This is a genomic window from Dictyoglomus turgidum DSM 6724 (assembly GCF_000021645.1).
Lineage (GTDB): Bacteria > Dictyoglomota > Dictyoglomia > Dictyoglomales > Dictyoglomaceae > Dictyoglomus > Dictyoglomus turgidum.
In genome coordinates, this window is sequence record NC_011661.1 from 1,130,524 (window position 1) to 1,152,786 (window position 22,263).

At 33.7% G+C, this 22,263-nt stretch carries 24 protein-coding genes; 21 read left to right on the forward strand and 3 right to left on the reverse strand.

The window, feature by feature from the left end; translation table 11 throughout:
* Positions 1-3: 3 nt before the first annotated feature.
* Genes DTUR_RS05710 through DTUR_RS05725 form a run of 4 tightly spaced genes read left to right on the forward strand, consistent with a single transcriptional unit; the run spans position 4 to position 4,207 of the window.
* Positions 4-597 carry an ANTAR domain-containing response regulator gene (locus tag DTUR_RS05710; protein WP_012583472.1) on the forward strand — a complete coding sequence of 198 codons (594 nt, stop codon included), beginning with the start codon at positions 4-6 and terminating at the stop codon, positions 595-597.
* The gene (locus DTUR_RS05715) at positions 594-1,616 is read left to right on the forward strand and encodes an MraY family glycosyltransferase (RefSeq protein WP_012583473.1); all 1,023 of its coding nucleotides are present in this window, start codon (positions 594-596) and stop codon (positions 1,614-1,616) included. Before DTUR_RS05710 ends, DTUR_RS05715 begins: the two co-directional genes overlap by 4 nt.
* On the forward strand, positions 1,603-3,462 hold the full coding sequence (gene mnmG, locus DTUR_RS05720) for a tRNA uridine-5-carboxymethylaminomethyl(34) synthesis enzyme MnmG (RefSeq protein ID WP_012583474.1): 1,860 nt from the start codon (positions 1,603-1,605) through the stop codon (positions 3,460-3,462). The genes DTUR_RS05715 and mnmG overlap by 14 nt, the downstream gene beginning before the upstream one ends.
* Entirely contained in the window at positions 3,449-4,207 is a 759-nt protein-coding gene (locus DTUR_RS05725; RefSeq protein ID WP_012583475.1) for a class I SAM-dependent methyltransferase, read from the forward strand. Before mnmG ends, DTUR_RS05725 begins: the two co-directional genes overlap by 14 nt.
* A 9-nt stretch (positions 4,208-4,216) precedes the next feature.
* Here the strand turns inward: DTUR_RS05725 and DTUR_RS05730 are convergent, their stop codons facing one another.
* Positions 4,217-4,441 (reverse strand): FmdB family zinc ribbon protein, encoded by a 225-nt coding sequence (locus DTUR_RS05730; protein WP_012583476.1) that lies wholly within the window; start codon positions 4,439-4,441, stop codon positions 4,217-4,219.
* Positions 4,442-4,569: 128 nt separating this feature from the next.
* Here DTUR_RS05730 and DTUR_RS05735 point away from each other — a divergent pair, with 128 nt between their 5' ends.
* From DTUR_RS05735 to DTUR_RS05745, 3 genes are read left to right on the forward strand one after another with little or no spacing between them, the layout of a single operon-like run.
* The gene (locus DTUR_RS05735; RefSeq protein ID WP_012583477.1) at positions 4,570-5,163 is read left to right on the forward strand and encodes a lipoprotein; all 594 of its coding nucleotides are present in this window, start codon (positions 4,570-4,572) and stop codon (positions 5,161-5,163) included.
* A 10-nt stretch (positions 5,164-5,173) separates the two neighbouring features.
* Positions 5,174-6,136, forward strand: coding sequence for an ROK family protein (locus DTUR_RS05740; protein WP_012583478.1), 963 nt, complete (start codon positions 5,174-5,176; stop codon positions 6,134-6,136).
* Between the two features lie 10 nt (positions 6,137-6,146).
* Positions 6,147-6,662 carry a CDP-alcohol phosphatidyltransferase family protein gene (locus DTUR_RS05745; RefSeq protein ID WP_012583479.1) on the forward strand — a complete coding sequence of 172 codons (516 nt, stop codon included), beginning with the start codon at positions 6,147-6,149 and terminating at the stop codon, positions 6,660-6,662.
* On the opposite strand, the gene DTUR_RS05750 is transcribed toward DTUR_RS05745, so the two are convergent.
* Complete coding sequence (locus DTUR_RS05750) at positions 6,649-8,709, reverse strand: phosphodiester glycosidase family protein (RefSeq protein ID WP_012583480.1); 2,061 nt, start codon at positions 8,707-8,709, stop codon at positions 6,649-6,651. The two genes, DTUR_RS05745 and DTUR_RS05750, sit on opposite strands and share 14 nt — an antisense overlap.
* A gap of 105 nt (positions 8,710-8,814) precedes the next feature.
* On the opposite strand from DTUR_RS05750, the gene DTUR_RS05755 reads away from it, so the two are divergent.
* The 9 genes from DTUR_RS05755 to hisIE are packed head-to-tail and all read left to right on the forward strand — an operon-like array spanning position 8,815 to position 15,950.
* Positions 8,815-9,798, forward strand: a complete 984-nt coding sequence (locus tag DTUR_RS05755) for an ATP phosphoribosyltransferase regulatory subunit (protein WP_012583481.1) — start codon at positions 8,815-8,817, stop codon at positions 9,796-9,798.
* Positions 9,795-10,418 carry an ATP phosphoribosyltransferase gene (gene hisG, locus DTUR_RS05760; protein ID WP_012583482.1) on the forward strand — a complete coding sequence of 208 codons (624 nt, stop codon included), beginning with the start codon at positions 9,795-9,797 and terminating at the stop codon, positions 10,416-10,418. Before DTUR_RS05755 ends, hisG begins: the two co-directional genes overlap by 4 nt.
* On the forward strand, positions 10,402-11,655 hold the full coding sequence (hisD, locus tag DTUR_RS05765) for a histidinol dehydrogenase (RefSeq protein ID WP_012583483.1): 1,254 nt from the start codon (positions 10,402-10,404) through the stop codon (positions 11,653-11,655). The genes hisG and hisD overlap by 17 nt, the downstream gene beginning before the upstream one ends.
* The gene (gene hisC / locus DTUR_RS05770) at positions 11,652-12,713 is read left to right on the forward strand and encodes a histidinol-phosphate transaminase (protein ID WP_164931013.1); all 1,062 of its coding nucleotides are present in this window, start codon (positions 11,652-11,654) and stop codon (positions 12,711-12,713) included. Before hisD ends, hisC begins: the two co-directional genes overlap by 4 nt.
* Positions 12,710-13,270 carry an imidazoleglycerol-phosphate dehydratase gene (locus DTUR_RS05775; RefSeq protein WP_012583485.1) on the forward strand — a complete coding sequence of 187 codons (561 nt, stop codon included), beginning with the start codon at positions 12,710-12,712 and terminating at the stop codon, positions 13,268-13,270. The genes hisC and DTUR_RS05775 overlap by 4 nt, the downstream gene beginning before the upstream one ends.
* A complete protein-coding gene (hisH, locus tag DTUR_RS05780; RefSeq protein WP_012583486.1) occupies positions 13,264-13,872 on the forward strand; it encodes an imidazole glycerol phosphate synthase subunit HisH in 609 nt (202 codons plus the stop codon). The genes DTUR_RS05775 and hisH overlap by 7 nt, the downstream gene beginning before the upstream one ends.
* On the forward strand, positions 13,866-14,594 hold the full coding sequence (locus tag DTUR_RS05785) for a 1-(5-phosphoribosyl)-5-[(5-phosphoribosylamino)methylideneamino]imidazole-4-carboxamide isomerase (protein ID WP_012583487.1): 729 nt from the start codon (positions 13,866-13,868) through the stop codon (positions 14,592-14,594). The genes hisH and DTUR_RS05785 overlap by 7 nt, the downstream gene beginning before the upstream one ends.
* On the forward strand, positions 14,584-15,342 hold the full coding sequence (hisF, locus tag DTUR_RS05790) for an imidazole glycerol phosphate synthase subunit HisF (RefSeq protein ID WP_012583488.1): 759 nt from the start codon (positions 14,584-14,586) through the stop codon (positions 15,340-15,342). The genes DTUR_RS05785 and hisF overlap by 11 nt, the downstream gene beginning before the upstream one ends.
* A complete protein-coding gene (gene hisIE, locus DTUR_RS05795) occupies positions 15,324-15,950 on the forward strand; it encodes a bifunctional phosphoribosyl-AMP cyclohydrolase/phosphoribosyl-ATP diphosphatase HisIE (protein WP_012583489.1) in 627 nt (208 codons plus the stop codon). The genes hisF and hisIE overlap by 19 nt, the downstream gene beginning before the upstream one ends.
* Before the next feature lie 3 nt (positions 15,951-15,953).
* Here hisIE and DTUR_RS05800 read toward each other — a convergent pair whose 3' ends face one another.
* Positions 15,954-17,900: a transglycosylase domain-containing protein gene (locus DTUR_RS05800; protein ID WP_012583490.1), complete on the reverse strand. Its 1,947-nt coding sequence runs from the start codon at positions 17,898-17,900 to the stop codon at positions 15,954-15,956.
* A gap of 82 nt (positions 17,901-17,982) precedes the next feature.
* Here DTUR_RS05800 and rapZ point away from each other — a divergent pair, with 82 nt between their 5' ends.
* From rapZ to tpiA, 5 genes are all read left to right on the forward strand, one after another.
* Positions 17,983-18,867, forward strand: coding sequence for an RNase adapter RapZ (gene rapZ / locus DTUR_RS05805; protein ID WP_012583491.1), 885 nt, complete (start codon positions 17,983-17,985; stop codon positions 18,865-18,867).
* Positions 18,868-18,871: 4 nt separating this feature from the next.
* Positions 18,872-19,849 (forward strand): gluconeogenesis factor YvcK family protein, encoded by a 978-nt coding sequence (locus DTUR_RS05810; protein WP_012583492.1) that lies wholly within the window; start codon positions 18,872-18,874, stop codon positions 19,847-19,849.
* A 63-nt stretch (positions 19,850-19,912) separates the two neighbouring features.
* A complete protein-coding gene (locus DTUR_RS05815; protein WP_012583493.1) occupies positions 19,913-21,103 on the forward strand; it encodes a phosphoglycerate kinase in 1,191 nt (396 codons plus the stop codon).
* Between the two features lie 22 nt (positions 21,104-21,125).
* Positions 21,126-21,482, forward strand: a complete 357-nt coding sequence (locus tag DTUR_RS05820; protein WP_012583494.1) for a roadblock/LC7 domain-containing protein — start codon at positions 21,126-21,128, stop codon at positions 21,480-21,482.
* A gap of 24 nt (positions 21,483-21,506) precedes the next feature.
* Complete coding sequence (gene tpiA / locus DTUR_RS05825; protein ID WP_012583495.1) at positions 21,507-22,256, forward strand: triose-phosphate isomerase; 750 nt, start codon at positions 21,507-21,509, stop codon at positions 22,254-22,256.
* Positions 22,257-22,263: the final 7 nt, after the last annotated feature.

Below are 22,263 nucleotides of genomic sequence, written 5' to 3' on the forward strand. Positions count from 1 at the left end.
TATATGAAGACTGTAAGAGTATTAATAGCAGAGGATGAACCCATAGTTAGAATGGATTTGAAAGAACTTTTAGAAAGTCAAGGATATGAGGTAATTGGGGAAGCCTCGGATGGAAAAATAGCAATAGAGCTTGCAAGAAAGTTAAAACCCGATGTGATTATAATGGATATAAGAATGCCAAATTTGGATGGCATTGAGGCAGCAAAGATTTTGACCCAAGAAGAAATAGCACCAATTATTTTCTTAACCGCTTATTCTGATAGGGAGCTTGTAGAAAAGGCAAAAGAGGTAGGGGTAGTTGCCTATATTGTGAAACCTTTTAAGGAATCTGATTTATTTCCTGCTATAGAGATTGCTATTGCAAGATTTAAAGAATTTCAGCTTTTAAGAAAAGAAGTAGAAGATCTTAAAGATGCTTTAGAAACAAGAAAATTAGTAGATAGAGCTAAAGGTATTCTTATGGATAGGGAAGGTTTAAAAGAGCATGAAGCATTCAGATTAATTCAAAAAGCAAGTATGGATAAACGTAAGCCTATGAAAGAAATTGCTCAAGCTATTATATTAGCATACGAATTGAAGGATAAGAAAGAAAAATGAATGTTTTTTTTGCATTTCTTTTATCCTTAGTAATATCTGTTTTACTTACTCCTTGGGTTAAAAAGATTGCTTATCAAGTAGGAGCGGTAGATATTCCTAATGATAGAAAAGTACACTTAAAGCCTATACCCAGAATTGGTGGGGTGGCATTTTTCTTGAGCATTTTAGTAGTAAATGTAATATTTAATAAATCCCCTGTAGTAGAAAAAATAATATTTGGCGGACTTTTAGTTTTTCTTGTAGGACTTCTGGATGATTTTGTAGAGTTAAAGCCTAAACCTAAATTTTGGTTAACCTTTTTAGCAGTCTTAATAGCTGTGATATTGGGAGTAAGAGTAGAAATTTGGAGAGTACCTTATACTAAGATAATAATTAAAGGTTTTTGGGCTGATGTAATAACTTTTGTATGGCTTTTAGGAATCACCAACGCTATGAATTTTATAGATGGTCTTGATGGGCTTGCTGGTGGTGTTTCTGTTATTTCTTCCTTTTCTCTTCTTATAATATCACTTATTTTAGGAAGAATTGAAATGGCTCTACTTCTTTCCAGTATCTTAGGGGCTGTGTTAGGTTTTCTGTTTTATAATTTTCCTCCGGCTTCCATTTTTATGGGAGATTCGGGAGCAATGTTTTTAGGATTTATTTTAGGGGCTATTTCTGTAATTGGGGTACTAAAAATTAGTACAGTTATTAACTTATTTTTCCCAATTATTGTTCTTGGTTTTCCAGTCCTTGATACTGCCTTTTCTATTATAAGAAGAATACTCGAAGGAAGAGCTCCATGGAGATATGATAAAGATCATATTCATCATAGGTTTTTGAGACTTGGTATGTCTACAGAACAAAGTATAGCATTTATTTACTTAATCACTATTTGTATGGCTCTTCTTGCAGTTATAATTTCCTTATTGCAAGATCCATATATTTCTGCTATTTTACTTTTTGGTACTCTGTTCTTAATCATATTTATTCTTAAAAAACTTGGAGTATTAGAGGTTAGGAAAAATGGAAAAGTATGATGTAATTGTGGTTGGCGGAGGACATGCTGGATGTGAGGCTGCCTATGCAGCCTCTCGTCTTGGTGTAAGAGTATTGTTGATTACCATGAATTATGATACCGTAGGTTGGCTTCCTTGTAATCCTGCTATGGGAGGACCAGGAAAAGGGCATCTCATTATGGAAATCGATGCTCTTGGAGGACTTACAGGAAGAATCACCAATAGGAGCATGATTCAAGTTAAGATGCTAAACACATCTAAAGGGCCTGCTGTGAGGGCTCTAAGAGCTCAAGTTGATAAATGGATTTATCCTGCCAAGATGAGGGAATTTCTTGAATCTATTAAAAATTTAGAGATCTATCAAGGAGAGGTAGTAGATCTAATTGTAGAGGACAACGAGGTAAAGGGAGTAATTTTATCCACAAAAAAAGAGTTTTATGCAGAAAGAGTAGTTATAACTCCTGGTACTTTTATGAACGGTGTTATCCACATAAGTACCTGGTCAAAACCTGCTGGTAGAATGAACGAATTTCCCTCGGTGGGGCTTTCTGATGCCTTGAGAAGATTGGGGCTCGAGGTAGGAAGATTTAATACAGGAACAACCCCGAGGGTTGATAAGCGAACTATAGATTTTAGTAAAACTATAATCCAGCCTGGTGATGAGGAACTTCACTCCTTCTCTTTTTGGGAGGAACCAGAACCAAGAGAACAAGTGCCTTCATATCTTACAAGAACTACTCAAAAAACTAAGGAAATTGTTCTCGCTAATATTCATCTAACAGCTTCCAGAATTGGCGGAATGGTGAAAAAAGGGCCAAGATATTGTCCTTCGATAGAAGAGAAATATATATGGTTTCCTGATCATGAAACTCATCAAGTATTCCTTGAACCTGAAGGAAGAAATTCTGTGGAAATATATGTGCAAGGTATATATACAAGCCTTCCTGAGGAAATTCAGATACAGATTTTAAGGAGTATTCCAGGTCTTGAAGAGGTGGAGTTGATAAGACCTGGGTATGCTATTGCTTATGATATGGTTTATCCTCATCAACTGAAATTCACTCTTGAAACTAAGAAAATTAAAGGTTTGTATCTTGCTGGTCAAATAAATGGAACTACAGGATATGAAGAAGCTGCTGCTCAAGGACTTGTTGCAGGTGCAAACGCAGCTTTAAGTCTTATCGGTAAAGAGCCTTTAATAATAAGGAGGGATGAAGGATATATTGGAGTCTTGATAGATGATCTTGTTACAAAAGGGGTAGATGAACCTTATAGGATTTTAACTTCAAGAGCAGAATACAGGATATTACTAAGAGCTGATAATGCAGACCAAAGACTTACTCCTAAGGCGTATAAATTAGGGCTTATATCGGAGGATATGTGGAAGATGTTCCAAGAGAAAATGGAGAGAATAAAATATGAAAAAAAACGCCTTGAAAGAGTTTCAGTACAACCCGAAGAGATAAATGGAATCCTTTTAGAAAAAGGAACTAGTCCTATTGTCCAACCTATTCCTTTAGTACGAATCATAAAAAGACCGGAAATAACATATGATGATTTGGAAAGAATAGGTTTGGCAGGGGATCTTCCTAAAAAGTGGAGGGATACCGTGGAAACGGATATTAAGTATGAAGGATATATTAAAAAGGAATTAGATAAGGTTAAAGAATTTCAGGAGTACGAAAGTTTAGAAATCCCTCACGATATAGATTATGGAAAGATACCTCACTTGTCTCGTGAGGGAAGAGAGAAACTTGAGAAAGTTAGACCTTATACCTTTGGACAAGCTATGAGAATTACAGGTGTTAATGCAGGTGATTTGACAGTATTACTCTATTACCTTAGGGAGAAATATGGAAGAAAATAAAGATTGGCGGGACATATATTTTAGTAGAGATTATTACTTGTACCTTGCAAAGCATCTAACTCCCGAGAGAACTCGTAAAGAAGTTGACTTTCTCGAGTCTACTCTTGCTATTAAGCGAGGTTATCTTATTTTGGATCTTGGCTGCGGCTTTGGTAGGCATACTCTTGAACTTGGAAAGAGAGGATATAGAGCTATAGGAATAGATAGATCCGAAGACTTAATTGAAATTGCAAAAGAGGAAGCAAAAAAAGAGAAGGTATTTAATGTAGAGTTTTATATAATGGAATATAAAGATATAGAGAAATTAGGATATAAGTTTGATGTGGTTTTTTCTCTATATACTAGTTTTGGTCTTTCTACCTATGAGGAAGATAAAGAAGCTATAGAGAAAGTTTATAATATCCTTAAAAAGGGAGGTAAATTTCTGATAGATATTGAAAACAGAGATGCCTTGTTAAGGTACTTTATTCCATATTCATGGGATATCTTGAATGATTATATTTTACTAACAGAGCATCATTTTGAACCCGAATCTGGCTACTATATATCTAATAGACTTGTTTTTGATCTAAAGAACAACACTAAGAAGGAGTTTGTAAGAAAAATATACTTGTATACCCCGAGTGAAATAGCTCATATTTTAGAAGAAAAAGGATTTACAATAGAGAAGTTTATAGGAGATTATGACGGGAAAAGATTTCATATAGGGTCAAGACGTCTGATTGTGGTAGGAACAAAAAAATAAGGGGGAAATTTATTTTTCCCCCTCTGATTCGCTGGAGCTTTTAGATTCTGAATTTTTTCTTTTATAATCTGTAGTATAGAAGCCTGATCCTTTGAATACTATTCCCACAGGGGAGAATACTTTTCTGAGATTTCCTCCACACTTTACACAGGTTTTGGGTAATTCTTCACCAATATTAGTCATAATCTCGTATCTTTCGTGGCAGTTTTCACACTCAAATTCATATATTGGCATATTTCCCACCTCCTTCTTTGTTTTCCTTCATATTTTTTAATCTTTTATAATTTTATTGTCAAGAAGCCTTGTTTTAGGTTAAAATGTATTAGTGTGAAACTATTAATGTTTTAGAGGTGTGAATAAAGATGAAGGTAGAAACAAAAAGGTTACTTTTTTTGTCTCTTTATTTAATTTTGTTATTATACGTTGGGGGCTGTATAAGACCTATTCAGGTTTTTCCACAAAGTACAACCATAAATGGAGTTACTATAAATGTTGAAATAATAAGAGACTTTAAATGGTACAGTCTATCTCAAGATATAATGGTTTTAAATTTAGAGGTAATAAACAATTCTAACGAAGGTATTTGGATTTATCCCTTAGGTAAATCAGTGATCATATCTGCTAATGGAAGACAGTACATGCCTATAAGGGAGTTTTATTATCAATCTACAGGAGCGCCAAAAGTTTCCTTTGAAGTTTCTTTTAAGAGCAATGAACCACCAAGTTTTTCTCTCTTGCTGAGTAGCAATGATGAAGAAAAAAAGATTAATGAACTTATAAAAACATACGAACTCTTAAAATTTAAAGATGGTAAGGTATTTCCTGGTGCAAGGGTCAGTGGAATTTTAGCTTTTTATACTCCTTATGTTAAGTATCCTCTAAGATTTATAATACCTGAGGTTTTCTGGGAAAATTCACTTCAAAAATATGATTTTGAATTTATTATAGGAAGATGAGGAGGTAATTATGCGTAAGGCTGTAGGAGTGGATCTTGGAGGAACTAAAATTAATGTACTTCTTGTTAACGAGAAGGGAGAGGTTTTAGGTAGGGATAAACAGCCTACTGAGGCGGATAGGGGAAAAGATTATGTTATAAATAAGATTAAGGATATGATTCATAATGTATTACAGCAAGGTAGAGTGAGTGAAAAGGATATTGAAGGAATAGGAATTGGTTTTCCAGGTCTTATGGATAGAGAAAAGAAATCTACTTTGTATGCTCCTAATCTGGGGGATGAATGGAAGAAAGAAGTTTTTCTGGGAAGAGAATTAGAAGAATATTTTAATGTTCCTACTTATTTAGAGAATGATGTTAACCTTATTGCTTGGGCAGAATGGCTCGTGGGGGCAGGGAGAGGTACAAAAACTATGATCTGTGTAGCTCTTGGAACAGGCATAGGCTCAGGTATCGTACTTAATGGGAAATTATGGATTGGAGCTCATGGGATGGCGGGTGAGTTTGGGCATATCACAGTACTCCCTGACGGACCTATTTGTGGGTGTGGAAATAGAGGGTGTATAGAAGCTATAGCCTCTGGAACAGGCATAGAAAAATATGCAAGAAGTATTCTCCCTCAACATACTGATAGTTTAATATGGGGCCTTTGCAATGGTAATCTTGAAGAGGTAACAGTTAAGACTATTTATCAGGCGGCAGAGCAGGGAGATAAATTGGCTATTGATATTTTCAATCACGCAGGGTATTATTTAGGAATTGCTCTTGCTAATTACGTGCATATTGTAGATCCAGAGAAGATTGTAATTGGTGGAGGAGTTGCAAATGTAAGGGAATATATAGGAAAGCCCATGAGAGAAGAGTTTTATAGGAGGGTTTTGCCAAGTTTTAGGGATAAAGTTACTTTTTCATGGGCAGAGCTTGGAGAAGATGCAGGTGGTATTGGAGCAGCATTATTAGCTTTGTATAGGTGATAAATCTAAGATGACTATACCTAATATAATTACTTTGATAAGATTGGTTATAATACCGTTTTATACGTATTTCTTACTTACTCAAAAACTTTTTATAGCAGCAATTCTCTATGGGATTGCTGCTATAAGTGATATTTTGGATGGTTATTTAGCAAGAAAGTTAAACCAAACGTCAGAACTTGGCAAAATTATTGATCCAATAGCAGATAAGCTTATTGTTATAATAAGCTTAGTATATTTAGGGTACAAAAATATTCTTCCCCTATGGGGAGTACTGATCCTTCTTACTAAAGAATTTTTAATGCTTTTAGTTGGTCTTTTCTTCTTAATAAAGAAGGTGGAGATTATCTCATCTAAAATATACGGTAAATTGGCAATGGTATTAATATCCATATCCATACTAATGGCTCTTTTAAGTATCCCTTTTCAAAATGTTGTATTTCTAATAGGTTTAGTAATTTCTTTGATAGCTGGAATTGATTACTTGTTTTTTTATTTGAACAACCTAAAAGCTAATAAAATCTGATAGTATCAATTATCAGTTTGCCCTTTACTCCCATTTGATTTAGCCCTACAACATAAATACTTTCCAATTTTATTGGAAACACGGGTGAGACAAGCACTTTACTTGTTAAGGGTTTTAAATCTTTTAAGTCTCTTTCTACAACAGTCCATTTAGGAAAATCAAAACTTGAGGTATTTGTTATATCTATAACCCAGGGTTGATTATCGTTATCATAAAATAAAGCTCTAATCCAGCCCTCACCACTTCCTTTTAGGGAAATAGAGAATTTTGTTATATTTTGTGGTACTAAAATGTTTAGTTCCAAATATATAAAGGAATTATTTGTCTGCGAAGAATAGGTAACTGAGATGGCGCTATTTCCGGAATAAGAATCGCTGGTTAGGGTATAAGTGGTAGAACTTATATCATAATTTTTACCTTTTATAATCCAATTTTTATCAATCTCAAAGTCCTCAAAGATTATATTCTTTTTATCAAATATTTCAATGGGAACAGAAACCCATAGATTATTAAAAGTATATTCTAAGTTGGTCTTTCCAACATTTATGGCAGTAAATTTTTCTCTGTTTTTTATAAAAAATTTTGGGTCAAATTTTAAATTCTCAATAGGAAGTTCTATTTTTCTATTGAAGTTATCTACCACGTACACTTTAGGGATAAAAGTATCTCCAAGAAAGAATTGATCTCTTCCTGTATTGATTTCTAAATTTACAAAATCCCATACGAATATTTTTTTTGTAGTAGTTAACCCATTTAAGTTCAAGGTTAATAGGCTTTCTCCTAAATCTATTCCCTCTAAGGTCATATTACTTATGTCAAAATTTAATATAGGGTTTGAAAAAGTCCAAGTTAGCATAGAAGTATCAATAGGGTAAGGGTGATAATTTTCATCCTGAAGTAGTAGTTCTACTTTTATCTTATCCCCTTTTTTGATATAAATATCATCATTTTCTGTAAAAGCTAAGTATTTAGGCTGTGTATAAGGATAGACATTTCTAATCCCTAAGGCTACAGGTATTGGTCTTTCTATTTCTTGATTCATCAATTTTCCCCATATTAACTTCTGACTTGATCCTCCGCCGTCCATATTTATAGCATCAGAAATCCCCATTTCCTTAAGAATTTCACATGACTCTTTAAGGGTTACACCTATGGAGCTTTCTTTTCTTCCCTCAATAACAATAAAATAAATACTATTTTCTTTTGTACCTATGATGGTCCTTGGGTGTCTTGAATTTACAATATTGTCATCAAAAGGTAATTCCTCAGTCTTTCCAAGTACTATTTCTTTGTTCTTGAGCAATATTGGTCCTCCGCCTATGGCTTCTTTTAAGGGTATTTGGGGAGTGCATTCACTGATGATTTCAAGTTTTTTTCCTACAGAAAATAGGGGAAGATATTTTAAAGAGGTACCTCCAAGAGATATAATACATGTATTTTCTTTTATAGGAGTTCTTTTAACCCCATAGTAGATATTTGTTATTACTCCACTTGTTTTACCTAAGGAGGGAATCTTATCTTCAAGGGCTACCTCGATATCAACTCCAGCCGAGGCATTTTCTCTAATTTGAGTCTCTTTTCCAAAATATCTTGTAAATATATTTATACCGTCTATACCCCTTGGAGAATTAATAGCGTTTATAGGAATTATATTCTCATCAACTTTTATCTTTAAATTAATGTTAAATATATCAATTATAGGTTTATTATCAAAGGTCAAACCAAAGATTCCTCTTTTTATAGGAAGGTGTATTAATTCTCCGTTTTTAATTACTAATCCTACAGGTTCAAAGGTTTTTGGATCAAAAAAATTACCATTTATTATAAGATCGTAGTTTTTATATTTGAGAATCTCAGATAATCTGTTTTGAGATATAATTGTTTCTATCTCCAAAAGGGGATCCATATCTACCTTAGTTATATGGTAGACTAATTTATCCCTTACCACCTTTTCGTAAGTAGCGTTAGGGGCTATATTGAATTTCTCGACAGTAAAAGATGGAGAGATAAACAATAATAGGCATATAAAGAATACAAGTTTAAACATTATCTTCCTCATATTAGAAATTATACTTTTAAAAGTTATTCTTGACAAAAATTTTTATGTACTATATAATTTTACCACTTTAAATTATTAAATAGATAAAGGAAAATGAAAAGAGAGAGTCTAGAAAAGATTATAAGAAGAAGACTTGAGCTTTGGGGTTATAATGAAATAAGAATACCCATCTTATATGAAGATATTTGGGGAAAGGAAAACCTTATTTATTTTGAGAAAAATGGAAAGTTTTTAGCCTTAAGACCTGAAATTACTCGAGAGATATTAAAGTCTATAAGATATGACAAGATTCCTAAGAGAATGTTTTATATGGGACCAATTTTTAAATTAAATGGGAGAGAAGTAGAAGAGAATTACCAGATTGGTTGGGAGCTGATCTATAAACCGTCGCTTTGGAGAGATGTGGAAGTCCTTCTTATTATCAAGGAGGTTTTTGAGGATATAGGAGTAGATGATTACATTATTGAGCTTGGAAATACTAAAATTTGGGATTTTATTTTGAGGTTTATAAAGGATGAGGAGAAAGTAAAATCTCTAAGAGAATTTCTTGTTAAGAGAGATTATGTATCTTTTTTAGATAAATCAGATCTATCCAATTCTGAGCTTAAAAGTGAGATTTTGAACCTCTTTTATTATGACAGTTGTGATGAAGATTGTGTTTTTTTAAACTCTTCTCTTAGAGATGAGATTAATTTTTTGAATAGTTTTAAAAAGCTTCTCGTTAAATTAGGATTTAAAGAAGATAAACTCATAGTTAACCCTGCTTTAATGAGACCTTACGAATACTATGATGGGATTATTTTTGAAGTCTATTTGAAAAACTCTAAAACATCTTTAGGTGGTGGAGGAAGTTATATTGAAAGGAATAAATATAACGAACTTCTATATGGATTTGGGTTTGCTTTTGTAGAAGAAAAACTATTGGAGTTAGTTAATGGAACTTTTTTGGAGGAAAATATAAGGTATTTTGTTTATCCTGAGGAACAATTTATAAGGATCTATGAGGATATGCGCAAGGAAAGAGAAAAAGGTATAATTTCTGTATTCATTCCTAAGGATGAGGGAGTGTTAGAATGATAAGGGTTGCAATACCTACAGGAAGAATGCTTGAACAGGCATTAGATTTTTTAAGAAATTTTGATGATAGACTTCTTGATGAAGAAAAGGGGCGTAAGTTGAGGATACATGGGGAAAGATTTGAGGTATTCCTCGCCAAACCTTGGGATCTTCCCTTGTATGTTGAGGAAAGAGTAGTAGATCTTGGAATTATTGGAAGGGATGTAATTTGGGAACAAGAAAAAAATGTGGTTAATTTGATCTCTCTTCCTTTTGGTTATTGTAAAATGGTTATAGCAGGTTATCCTTATGTTTCTCTTAAAGGAAATGGAAAGGAGATTAGAATTGCTACTAAGTATGAAAATATTACTAAGAAACTTCTTGAAAACAGATGGGGTAAAATTAAGATTATTAAACTTAACGGTTCCGTAGAACTTGGTCCTATTTTAAATATATCAGATCTTATTGTAGATATAGTGGAGACGGGGAAGACATTAAGGGATAATGGACTTGAAGTTAAAGAAGTATTGTTTGAGTCTTCTGCGTGTTTAATATCGAACGTGGTAAGTTTTGCATATCTTCGGAAAGAAATTTTGAGTTTTGTAAAAGAGGTGAGAAAATTAAATGATAAATGTAATTAAGGGACTGGATTTTAATTTAAAACTTTTGAGAATGGAGGAGTCAAAAGTTAAAGAAGTAGAAAAAGAGGTAGATTTTATTGTAGAAGAGATTAGGACCAAAGGAGATTTAGCTCTTCATAATTTCTCTTTAAAATTTGATAACTACGATTCTAAAAAATATGGGTTCAAAATAAGTGTCCCGGAAATTGATTTATCTAATGATTTTGCTACAGCAATTAAGGTAATGATTGAAAGGGTTAAAAATTATTATATCCATGAATATAAAAATTCATGGTTTTATAAAGATGGGGAAAGTATTTTAGGGCAGCTAATTGTGCCTGTGGACAGTGTGCTTCTTTATGTTCCAGGTGGAAAGGCTTCTTATCCTTCTACAGTAGTTATGGGGCTTATTCCTGCTATGATTGCTGGAGTCAAAAATTTATATGTAACGACACCCCCTTCTAAAAGAGAGGATAGAAACTTATTATATACTTTAAGACTTCTTGGCATAAAGGAGTTATATGTTCTTGGCGGAGCTCATGCTATTTCAGCTTTTGCTTATGGTACAGAGTCTATTCCTAAGGTGGATATGATTATTGGACCTGGAAACTTATATGTGGCCCTTGCTAAGAAGAGGGTTTTTGGAGATGTAAATATTGACGGGATATTTGGTCCCAGTGAGATTTTAGTGTGGATTAATTATAGAGGTAAAGATCTAAATCTGAGAAAAATAGTGTGTGATTTTTTGGCTCAGTTAGAACACTCTCCTTATGATAGGGGGTGGATGATCTTACCTGAAGAATTACTTGATAAAGTAATGGGCTTAATTAAAGAGGAAGTTGAAGGATCGGGAAGAGGTGATATTTTGAAAGAAGCAATAAAAAATTCCTTTCTGATAATTGAAGAGGATGAGGAAAGAGCTATCAATTTAATAAATCAAATTGCCCCAGAGCATCTTGAGATTATTGATTTTTCAGGGGAGAGACATATCCCATATATCAAAAATGCTGGAGCCATATTTATAAACCATTCCTCCATATTTGGAGATTTTATTGCAGGGCCGAGTCATATTTTACCTACAGGCGGATCTGCAAAGTTTTCGTCAGGGCTTTCTGTTAATTCTTTTTTAAAGAGAATAAGCTTTGTAAAGCTTAGTGCAAAAGAGCAAAAAATACTTGCGGAATACGGAAGTATCATAGCAAGAGAGGAAGGTTTCTATATGCATGAAAAGAGTTTAAGAAACTATAAGGAGGAGTGAAGAAATTGAATATAGAAAAACTCTTGAAAAGTAATTATGTAGGGTATAAGGCTAATGTTCCTGATTTGCCTATTAAGCTTTCAAGAAATGAGAATCCTTATGATATCCCTAAGGAGATAAAGGAAGAGATTCTTAATGAATTATTAAACACTCCTTGGAATAGGTATCCGGATGGGCAGTCTTTAAGATTAAGAAATAAATTAGCAGAATTTCTAAATTTATCTGCAGAAAATATTTTGGTGGGTACTGGTTCTGGAGAACTGATTCAACTGGTTTTTAATGGATTCCTTGAAGAAGGAGATAGAGTTATATTGCCTGTACCTACTTTTCCTCTTTACGAGAAACTTTTACAGCAAAGAAAAATAGAGATAATAAAGGTTTTTCTGAATAAAGAAGATTTTTCTTTAAATTTTGATTTGCTAAAAAATTATTTCCAATATAACCCTAAAATTCTTGTGATTACTAATCCTAACAATCCTACCGGAAATTTTTTGTTAAAAAAGGAAGATTTTGAGAAGATTAAAGATTTTCCAGGAATTATATTAATAGATGAAGCCTATTATGAATTTTCTGGCTTAACTTTTTTGTCTCACACAGAAACATTTCCTAATGTGATTATTTTAAGGACCTTTTCTAAGGCTTTTTCTGGCGCAGGTATAAGGTTAGGATATTTGATTTCTAATTCCAAAATTGTTGGGTATTTGAACAATTTCAAGCTACCTTATAATGTGAATGTTTTTACACAGATAGCAGGGGAAAGGTTAATTGAAAAATGGGATTTGTTAAAAAATAGAATAGAAATTATTAAAAGAGAAAGGGATAGAGTGTTTGAAGAGATGCAAAGACTTAAAGACATAAAAGTTTATCCTTCTGAAACAAATTTTATTTTGTTTAGGTCTAAAAAGATATATGAAATATTGAAAAAATGCGAAGAAGAAGGAATAGCTCTAAGAGATTTTAGTAAAGAACCCCTTCTTGAAAATTGTCTAAGAGTATCCATTGGGGATAGAAGGGAAAACGATATTTTCATAAGAGTATTAAAAGAGGTGTGTATATGAGAAAATCGGAGATTGAGAGGGAAACAAAAGAGACTTATGTGAAAATATTATTGAACCTTGATGGAAGTGGATCTTTTTTAGGAGATTTTCCTGTCCCTTATTATAAACACCTATTTTCTGCGTTTTGCTTTTATGCAGAATGGGATGTGGAGATAATGGCTAAGGGAGATGTTGAGGTAGATCCTCATCATCTCATAGAGGATACAGGTATAGTGTGGGGAAAGGCGTTTTATAGCGCAGTTTCTAATTCTAATTTTTTGCGATTTTCGAGTAAAATTGTTCCTATGGATGAAGCCCTAGTTATGGCAGTAGTAGATATAAGTGGAAGGCCTTATTTGGAGATAAGAGATGACAAGGGGATTTTAAATGGAAGACTTATAAAGGAGTTTTTGAGAGGATTTGTAAATAATTCTCAGATAACCTTACATATATGGTTGCTCTCAGGAGAAAATTTACATCATATTGAGGAGGCTATTTTTAAAGCTTTGGGTCTTGCTTTAGGGGAAGCTTCAAAAGAGGTACCTAATCTTAAGTCTACAAAGGGGAAGATATGGTGAAAGCACTTATTGTGGATTATGCTGCAGGAAATTTATTCAGTATAATTAAGGCTTTTAAATATATTGGTATTGATCCTATAGTAAGTAATAATCCTAAAGACTGGGAAAAGGCAGATCTTCTTGTGTTTCCTGGACAGGGAAATTTCTCACAGGCAATGCTAAACTTAAGAAATGAAGAAAAGGATGCAATTTTTAGGGAACTCTTGAGAAAGAAACCTTTTCTTGGAATATGTCTTGGTATGCAAATACTTTTTGAGGAAAGCGAAGAAGCACCAGGTGTTCCTGGTTTTGGATTATTTAAAGGTAAGGTTAAGAAAATTCCAGTGAATAAGATTCCTCATCTTGGTTGGAATGAGGTAGATTTAAAAAGAGAGAGTACCTTTTTCAAAAACATCCCTAATAGATCTTTCTTTTATTTTGTCCATTCTTACTATGTGGATACAAAAGAGGATATTATTTATGGATTTACCGAGTATGGGATAGCTTTTCCATCCTTTATTGTAAAGGATAACATCATTGGGGTACAATTTCATCCAGAAAAAAGTAGTGATAAGGGAGTAAAGTTTTTGAGTAATGTACTGGAGGAAATCCAAAAATGTTAATTATTCCTGCTATTGATATTTATAAATCTAAAGTAGTGAGAATGGAGACTGGTAAAAAAGAAAAGATTATTCTTGAATTTGATAATCCAATAGATCTTGCTAAATATTGGGAAAAGAAAGGAGCAAAAGCTCTGCATCTTATTGATCTTCAGAGTGCCATTGATGGAATCGATGAGAACAAAAATATAATAAGAGAGATAATAAAAAATGTTTCAATTCCTGTGGAGGTAGGTGGGGGATATAGAGATAAGGAAAAAATTGAAGAGGCTATAAATTGGGGAGTATGGAGGGTGATTGTAAGTAGTATTTTAGAAAAAGATTTAGGTTATCTTTCTGATCTTTTCTCAAAATACAAAGAGAAAATAATTCCAAGCATAGATTGGTATGATGGAAGAGTAGGGATCAAGGGATGGCAGGATTTTGTAGAATGGAGAAATATTAAAGATAAACTTGACCTTCTTAGAGTAAAGGAAGTAATTTTTACAGATATATCCCGGGATGGTACCTTAAGAGGGATAAATGTGGAAAATATTAAGACTTTTTTGAGGCTTCATGATTATGATATTTGGATAGCGGGGGGAATATCTTCTATAGAAGATATAATTAAGATTAAAAATATCTGGAAAGAAACAGAAAGGATAAAAGGGGTAATAATAGGAAGAGCTCTTTTGGAAGGGAGAATTAACTGGGAGGAGGCAGAGGATATTATAAATGCTGGCTAAAAGAATAATTCCCTGTCTTGATACTATTGGGAAGAAGGTAGTAAAGGGGACAAGTTTCATAAATGTAAGAGTGGTGGGTGATGCTAAAGAACTTGCAAGAAGATACGAAAAAGAGGGAGCAGATGAGATAGTACTTCTTGATATAACTGCTAGTGAAGAGGGAAGAAGTACTTTTGTGGATGTGGTTACCGATGTTGCATCAGAGCTTTTTGTTCCTTTGACAGTAGGTGGTGGAATAAAAAACATAGAGGATGTAAGGAGACTTCTAAAGGCAGGAGCTGATAAAGTTTCTATAAATACCTCGGCTGTAGAGAATCCCGATCTAATAAATCAGATTGCTTCAGAGTTTGGGAGTCAATGTCTTGTAGTAGCCATTGATGTAAAAAGGAGAGGGAAAAAATCTTGGGAAGTATATATAAAAGGTGGGAAAGTCCCTACTGGGATTGATTTTAAAGATTGGGTAATTGAGGTAGAGAAGAGAGGAGCTGGTGAAATTCTTTTAACTAGTATAGATGCAGATGGACATCTTTCTGGATACGATTATGAGCTTCTTGAATATGCTTTAAGTTATTCAAATCTTCCATTAATAGCTTCTGGTGGTGCGGGATCTTTGGAGGATTTATATAAAGCATTAAAAATTGGTGTCGATGCAGTTCTTGCTGCCTCAATTTTTCATTTTGGCACTTATTCTATTCCTGAAGTTAAAAGATATTTAAGGGAGAAGGGAATATGGGTGAGATTAGATTAGAAATTAATGAGTTGATTGAAGATCTAAAATTTGATGAAAAAGGACTTATTCCTGTGATTGTGCAGGATTACAAGACAGGAAAAGTATTAATGCATGCTTATATGAATGAGGAGGCTTTAAAGAAAACCATAGAAACAGGAGAAGCTTGGTATTATAGTAGAAGTAGAAGAACCTTGTGGCATAAGGGGGAAACCTCTGGTAATTATCAAAAAGTGGTAGATATAGCAGTAGATTGTGATAAAGATACTTTACTCCTTCTTGTGGAACAGATAGGCGTTGCTTGTCATACTGGAAATTTTAGCTGTTTCTATAGATCTTTGAAAGGAGGAGCAAGTTTTATCTTTCACCTTGAAAATCTTTTAAGAGAAAGGAAAAAAACTCTTCCTGAAAATTCTTATTCAGCAAAACTTTTTAGAGAGGGAAAAGAAAAAATCCTGCAAAAATTAGGGGAAGAGTCTATTGAGACTATAATTGCTGGAATGAACGGGAAAAAGGATGAATTCATATACGAAGCTTCAGATTTATTATTTCATTTTCTTGTTTCTCTTATAGAGGAAAATGTGGAATTTAGGGAGATTATTGAAGAGTTAATTAGGAGACATAAATAACTATTATTGGGTGTAGGTTAGAGTATAGGTTTCTGTTTGAGTCTCTTCTTTTTGAGTTTGTTCCTGAGGGATAGGTTGAGACTCTATGAGAAAGTCAAAATCTCTTGGTGGTATATTTTTCAAAGCATTTTGCATGAATTCCTTCCAAGTCATAGCGGGCAGTAATCCTCCAGGAACCTTGTTAGTTGGGGTATAATCGTCATTACCCATCCAAATTCCAGCGCAAAGATCAGGAGTAAAACCAATAAACCAAGCATCTCTGTAATCATCCGTAGTTCCTGTTTTACCTGCAGCAGGCCTTCCAATATTCGCTCTGGTTCCAGTACCATTAGTGATCACTCTTTTCATCATTTTAACAAGAGTTGCTATCACATCCTTCTCTATTACTGGGGTAAGTTCTGGGGCACTGTTATATAAAATATTTCCCTTTGAATCTTCAACCCTTAAAATAGCTATTGGGGTTATCCTGTTCCCACCATTTGCAAATCCAGAATAGGCTCTTACCAATTCATATAAGGTAACTCCAGAAGTGCCAAGGGCAAGAGCAAGACTTGGTTCGAGGGGACTTTCTATACCAAGTTTTCTTGCATTTCTTATTACATCTCCAACGCCTACTTCTTCCAGCAAGAGAATAGTAGCTAGATTGTATGAATTTTCTAAAGCTTCCTGGAGGGTGATTGTTCCATGTAATTTTCCATCATAATTCTTAGGCTTCCATATTTTCTTGTTAAAAGTGTAAGTTACCTCTTTTTCTTCAATAAGATCATATGGTTTAAATCCCTTTTGTATAGCGGTGAGATATACAAAAGGTTTAAAAGCAGAACCAGGTTGTCTTACAGCCATAGATACCCTATCAAATTGACTTTTCGAGTAGTCTATCCCTCCAACCCATGCCTTTATGTATCCTGTGTTAGGATCAATAGCAAGCAATGCACCTTGACTTACTTTATACTTTTTACCATATTGTTCAATGATCTTTTTAAGAGAGGCTTCTGCGTAGCTTTGGAGATTCGTATCCAAGGTAGTGTAGACCTTAAGTCCACCGCTATACACCATATCTTTTCCAAATTTGTTTATTAGCTCTTTTAGGACATAATCAAAAAAATAAGGAGCAATATTTTTTGCCTGAGGAGAATCATCATCTCTCTTAATTATTCCTAAAGGTGCTTTGATTGACTTTTCATAATCGGCCTGGTTTATATAACCCTCTTGATACAGTTTCTCAATTACTATATTTCTTAGCATTAAAGCTTTATCGGGATTTTTATAAGGAGAAAGAAGTTCTGGAGCAGGAATGATAGCTGCGAGTAATGCAGATTCTGGTATAGTTAAATCAGAAGCACTTTTTCCAAAATAGTATTGGGAGGCAGCTTCTGCCCCATAATTCCCATGTCCCCAATATATTAAGTTTAAATACATTTCAAGAATTTGCTGTTTTGTAAAATATTTCTCTAATTTTGTAGCTATATAAATTTTTTTGATCTTTTTATTTATAGTCCTTTCGGGAGACAGAAAAAGAAGCTCTGCAACTTGCTGGGTAATAGTACTTCCTCCTTGTTTTTTTTCTAAATGTAAAAGATCCACAAGGATTGCTCTTACTAATCCTCTTATGCTTACTCCTGAATGAGTATAAAATTCTTTGTCTTCTGAGACTACTACTGCTTGCTGAAGATAAGGAGATATTTTGTAGAGTGGAACATATATACGATTTTCCTTATACAGTCTTCCTAAAATCTTATTGTCTATGGAATAGATTATAGTGGTTTGGCTTGGTTTGATCTCCACCCATCTATCTATTGGAGGTATATCTCTAATTACCGTCAATACGTAAATAGAAACTCCAACCAAAAGAATCAAGATAAAACTGAAAATCCCCAGAAGAACATATATAAAATTTTTTCTTTTTTTATTTCCACTTATTTTTATCTCTTTCACATACTTGTTTTTCATAGTTTTTAGTTTTAGTTCCTCCTTCAAAAAATATGATATTATAGTATTATATAAAATAATAAGCGTATTTTACAGGTGACTTATGGATTTTCAAGTATTTATAATAACAGGATTATCTGGGGCTGGAAAATCACAATCCTTAAGAATTTTGGAGGATCTTGGTTTCTTCTGTGTAGATAATATACCTCCAAAATTAGTACCTACCCTTATTGATCTTTGTTTAGCTACAAATGGTAAAATTTCAGGCCTTGCGGTAGTAATAGATATACGCACTGAAAATTTTTTGGAAAGCTTTAAAGAGATGGTAGAGATAATCAAATCTCGAAATATTCCATATAAAATCCTCTTTTTAGAAGCCAAAGATGAGGTTATAGTTAAAAGATATAACGAGACCAGGAGAATACATCCTCTTTTAAAAGAAGGGGGAACTATTCTTGAAAGTATTAGGCTTGAGAAGGAAAAACTTTGGGAGATTAGAAATTTAGCTACCGATATTGTAAATACTTCTGATTTCTCTATAAAGGAGCTTAAAGAAGTAATATTAAAAATAGTAACCTCATTAAATACGACTGTTAAGCCTAATTTTCTAATTACAATAACTTCCTTTGGATTTAAGTATGGAGTACCTATTGATGCTCATTTGGTTTTTGATGTCAGATTTTTACCTAATCCTTTTTATGATCCAAAACTTAGACCTTTTTCTGGTAAGTCTGAAGAGGTAAGAGGCTTTGTGTTAAGTAAAAAAGAAGCACGTGATTTCATTGAACATATAAAGAAACTGCTTGACTTTTTGATACCTCTATATGAGGAAGAAGGAAGAACAGTTCTTAATATTGCAATAGGTTGTACAGGAGGAAGACACCGAGCAGTAGTAATAGCTGATGAGATATTTTTCTATTTAGCTCCAAAGTATAATACTCATCTCCTTCATAGGGATATAGAGAAAGATGTTCATATATTAAAATAATAATATGGAAGGGCGCAGAATTTTAACAGTTATAGGTGGTGGAACAGGCCTCTCTACAATATTGAGAGGACTAAAGAGGTACAATTTAGATTTGAACGCTATTGTAACTGTGAGTGATGATGGTGGAAGTTCGGGTAGATTAAGTAAGGATTTAGGAGTACTTCCTCCTGGGGATGTAAGAAATTGTCTTGTAGCTTTAGCTGATGAGGAGTCTTTAATGGCAAAGTTGTTTCAGTATAGATTTACTAATGGAGATTTAAAGGATCATTCCTTTGGAAATCTTTTTTTGGTAGCTATGTCGGCTATTTTAGGAGATTTTCTTTTAGGGGTTAAAGAAACAAGTAAAGTTCTTGCTATAAGAGGGAGAGTCTTGCCTTCAACCTTGAAAAGGGTAAAACTAAAGGCTTATTTTGAAGATGGATCTATAATTTTAGGGGAGACTTCTATTTCTTCCTATGGAAAAAGCAAAATAAGAAAGATAGAATTGGTGCCTATAGATACTGATGTGAATATATCAGCAACTTCTGAGGCGGTAGAAGCCCTAGAAAAATCTGATTTGATAATTATAGGCCCAGGAAGTCTCTACACTAGCATAATTCCTAATTTGCTCTTAGAAGAGATTAAAGATACTTTAAAAAATATAGATAACAAGAGAATTTTGTATATATGTAACGTTATGACTCAACCGGGTGAAACTTTAGGTTATAAGGCTTCAGATCACTTAAGAGCAATTGTGGAGCATATGGGATTTAATCCTATTGGATATGTTTTAGTAAATACAAAAAGACCCTCCGAAGAAGTATTAAAGAGATATAGAGAAAAAGGTGCAGATTTTGTGGAACCCGACTTGGAAAATCTTAGAAGTCTTGGGGTTGATATTTTAGCTGGGGATTTTATTAATGAAGGAGACTTAGTAAGACATGATCCTTTTAAGGTAGCGGATTTTATTATGGAGAGGTTTATAAACTCAAAGGAGTTTTAAAAATTGACAAAAGATTGTATATTTCTATAATATAAATCTATAAAGGAAGGGAGGATTTTTTTAATGGCTAAAAAGACGATTTTAGATTTAAGAGATGAAGATTTAAAAGGTAAAAGGGTTCTTGTAAGAGTTGATTTTAATGTACCTTTGAAGAACGGAGTTATTACTGATGATAGAAGAATAAGAGAGGCCTTACCAACTATAAAATATCTCATGGATAAGGGTGCAAAGGTAATTTTAGTATCTCACCTTGGAAGACCCAAAGGATTTCAGGATGATTTAAGATTAGACCCAGTAGCTAAGAGATTAAGTGAACTTCTTGGCAAACCTGTGAAAAAACTTAATGATTGTATTGGCGAAGAAGTGGAGAGAGAAATTTCAAACATGAAAGAAGGAGATGTGATACTATTAGAGAATATAAGATTTTATAAAGAGGAAGAAGCGAATGATCCAGAATTTGCTAAGAAACTTGCAAGCCTTGCAGATTTATATGTAAATGATGCTTTTGGAACCGCCCATAGAGCTCATGCCTCTACCGCAGGTGTTGCTCAATATATTCCTGGTGTAGCAGGGCTTTTAATGAAAAAAGAAATCGAAATTATGGGAAAAGCTTTAGAATCTCCAGAAAGACCATTTATATGTATTCTTGGTGGAGCAAAAGTATCGGATAAAATAGGAGTTATAAAGAATCTAATGAATAAAGTAGATGGATTTCTTATTGGTGGCGGAATGATGTTTACTTTTTTGAAGGCTTTGGGTTATGAAATTGGAAAATCCATAGTAGAAGAGGATAAGCTTGATCTTGCAAGAGAGATTATGAATATGGCAAAAGAAAGAGGAATTCAGTTTTTGCTTCCAAAGGATGCTGTAGTAGTAAAAGAAATCAAAGAAGATGCTCCTACCTCTATAAAGGATATAGATAAATTTGAAAAAGATGATATTGGGGTTGATATTGGACCGAAAACAATTGAACTTTTTAGGGAAGAAATTTTAAAGGCAAAAACTATAATTTGGAACGGTCCTATGGGAATATTTGAAATTCCTGCTTTTGCAAATGGAACTCGCAAAATAGCAGAGGCGATAGCTGAGAATAGAAATTGTGTAAGTATTGTAGGAGGAGGAGACAGTGCTGCAGCTATACAGACGTTAGGTTTAGAAGATAAATTTACTCATATTTCTACCGGTGGTGGAGCTTCTCTTGAATTCTTAGAAGGAAAAGAACTGCCAGGGGTAGCAGTTTTACAAGATAAATAACTAAATTAAAGAGGGGGAGAAATTGGCTAGTATAAGAGAAACATTAGAAGAAATATCAAAATTAGATGGGGTGCAGGTCTCTGTACTTGTAAGTGATGATGGTCTCCTTATTGAAAGTGTTGCGAAGGATAGTTCAAATACTGAGTCATTAGCAGCGGTTGCTTCAGGAAGTTTGAGAGCTTCAGAAATGATAGGAATGGAACTTGCAAAGGGTTCCACAAGGGAGATGGTCATAATTTTTGAGGATGGAGCAGTATTTATAGTACCATTAGAGGGAAAGCCTGCAATACTTGTGGTAGTTTCTAGTAAAGGAGCAAATTTGGGAAAAATCAGAGTGGGTATTAAAAAGGGCGCTTTTCAATTGGCAAGATTGATATAAATCTTTGTTGTAGGAGGGAATAAATTGAGAAGGAAAATTATTGCTGCTAACTGGAAAATGTATAAAACTTGTGCGGAAACTGAGAGTTTTATAAAAGAATTTAAAGAACTTTCAAAAGGTTATGAGGAAAAGGAGATTGTAATATGTCCACCTTTCACATCTTTATATGTAGCAAATAAGCTTCTTGAAGACACTCCCATTAAGCTTGGTGCTCAAAATATGTTTTGGGAAAAGGAAGGTGCATACACAGGGGAAATTTCTCCTATAATGCTTAAGGATTTAAATTGTAGTTATGTAATAATAGGGCATTCAGAGAGAAGACAATATTTTTCTGAGACTAATGATATGATAAACAAAAAGCTTAAATCTGCATTTGAGTATGAGCTAATACCCATATTTTGTGTGGGAGAAAAATGGGAAGAGCGAGAAAAGGGAAAGACAGAGGAAGTTATTACTGAGCAAGTAAAGAAGGGATTACAAGGTTTGGAAAAAGAAAAAGTAGAAAAAATTGTAATAGCCTATGAGCCAGTTTGGGCCATAGGAACAGGTCATTCTGCAAAAGGGGAAGATGCTAATGAAGTAGCAAAACTAATAAGAAGAATAATTTCTGAAATATATGATGAAGAAGTCTCTCAAAAGGTGAGGATACAATATGGTGGAAGTGTAAATCCCCAAAACATTAAGGAATTCTTAGCTCAGAGTGAGATTGATGGGGCTTTGGTTGGTGGAGCGAGTTTAAAACCGCAGTCTTTTTGGGATATAGTTAGAAGTTAGAAAAGAG

What these genes read in the sequence shown, in the direction of transcription:
- DTUR_RS05735 (WP_012583477.1), top strand. Translation starts at nt 4,570, where the DNA reads ATGAAGGTAGAAACAAAAAGGTTACTTTTTTTGTCTCTTTATTTAATT.
- DTUR_RS05740 (WP_012583478.1), top strand. Translation starts at nt 5,174, where the DNA reads ATGCGTAAGGCTGTAGGAGTGGATCTTGGAGGAACTAAAATTAATGTA.
- DTUR_RS05750 (WP_012583480.1), bottom strand. Translation starts at nt 8,709, where the DNA reads ATGTTTAAACTTGTATTCTTTATATGCCTATTATTGTTTATCTCTCCA.
- hisIE (WP_012583489.1), top strand. Translation starts at nt 15,324, where the DNA reads ATGGGTGAGATTAGATTAGAAATTAATGAGTTGATTGAAGATCTAAAA.
- DTUR_RS05755 (WP_012583481.1), top strand. Translation starts at nt 8,815, where the DNA reads ATGAAAAGAGAGAGTCTAGAAAAGATTATAAGAAGAAGACTTGAGCTT.
- DTUR_RS05715 (WP_012583473.1), top strand. Translation starts at nt 594, where the DNA reads ATGAATGTTTTTTTTGCATTTCTTTTATCCTTAGTAATATCTGTTTTA.
- hisF (WP_012583488.1), top strand. Translation starts at nt 14,584, where the DNA reads ATGCTGGCTAAAAGAATAATTCCCTGTCTTGATACTATTGGGAAGAAG.
- DTUR_RS05785 (WP_012583487.1), top strand. Translation starts at nt 13,866, where the DNA reads ATGTTAATTATTCCTGCTATTGATATTTATAAATCTAAAGTAGTGAGA.
- hisH (WP_012583486.1), top strand. Translation starts at nt 13,264, where the DNA reads ATGGTGAAAGCACTTATTGTGGATTATGCTGCAGGAAATTTATTCAGT.
- mnmG (WP_012583474.1), top strand. Translation starts at nt 1,603, where the DNA reads ATGGAAAAGTATGATGTAATTGTGGTTGGCGGAGGACATGCTGGATGT.
- DTUR_RS05730 (WP_012583476.1), bottom strand. Translation starts at nt 4,441, where the DNA reads ATGCCAATATATGAATTTGAGTGTGAAAACTGCCACGAAAGATACGAG.
- hisG (WP_012583482.1), top strand. Translation starts at nt 9,795, where the DNA reads ATGATAAGGGTTGCAATACCTACAGGAAGAATGCTTGAACAGGCATTA.
- DTUR_RS05775 (WP_012583485.1), top strand. Translation starts at nt 12,710, where the DNA reads ATGAGAAAATCGGAGATTGAGAGGGAAACAAAAGAGACTTATGTGAAA.
- DTUR_RS05745 (WP_012583479.1), top strand. Translation starts at nt 6,147, where the DNA reads ATGACTATACCTAATATAATTACTTTGATAAGATTGGTTATAATACCG.
- hisD (WP_012583483.1), top strand. Translation starts at nt 10,402, where the DNA reads ATGATAAATGTAATTAAGGGACTGGATTTTAATTTAAAACTTTTGAGA.
- DTUR_RS05725 (WP_012583475.1), top strand. Translation starts at nt 3,449, where the DNA reads ATGGAAGAAAATAAAGATTGGCGGGACATATATTTTAGTAGAGATTAT.
- DTUR_RS05810 (WP_012583492.1), top strand. Translation starts at nt 18,872, where the DNA reads ATGGAAGGGCGCAGAATTTTAACAGTTATAGGTGGTGGAACAGGCCTC.
- DTUR_RS05800 (WP_012583490.1), bottom strand. Translation starts at nt 17,900, where the DNA reads ATGAAAAACAAGTATGTGAAAGAGATAAAAATAAGTGGAAATAAAAAA.
- DTUR_RS05815 (WP_012583493.1), top strand. Translation starts at nt 19,913, where the DNA reads ATGGCTAAAAAGACGATTTTAGATTTAAGAGATGAAGATTTAAAAGGT.
- rapZ (WP_012583491.1), top strand. Translation starts at nt 17,983, where the DNA reads ATGGATTTTCAAGTATTTATAATAACAGGATTATCTGGGGCTGGAAAA.
- DTUR_RS05710 (WP_012583472.1), top strand. Translation starts at nt 4, where the DNA reads ATGAAGACTGTAAGAGTATTAATAGCAGAGGATGAACCCATAGTTAGA.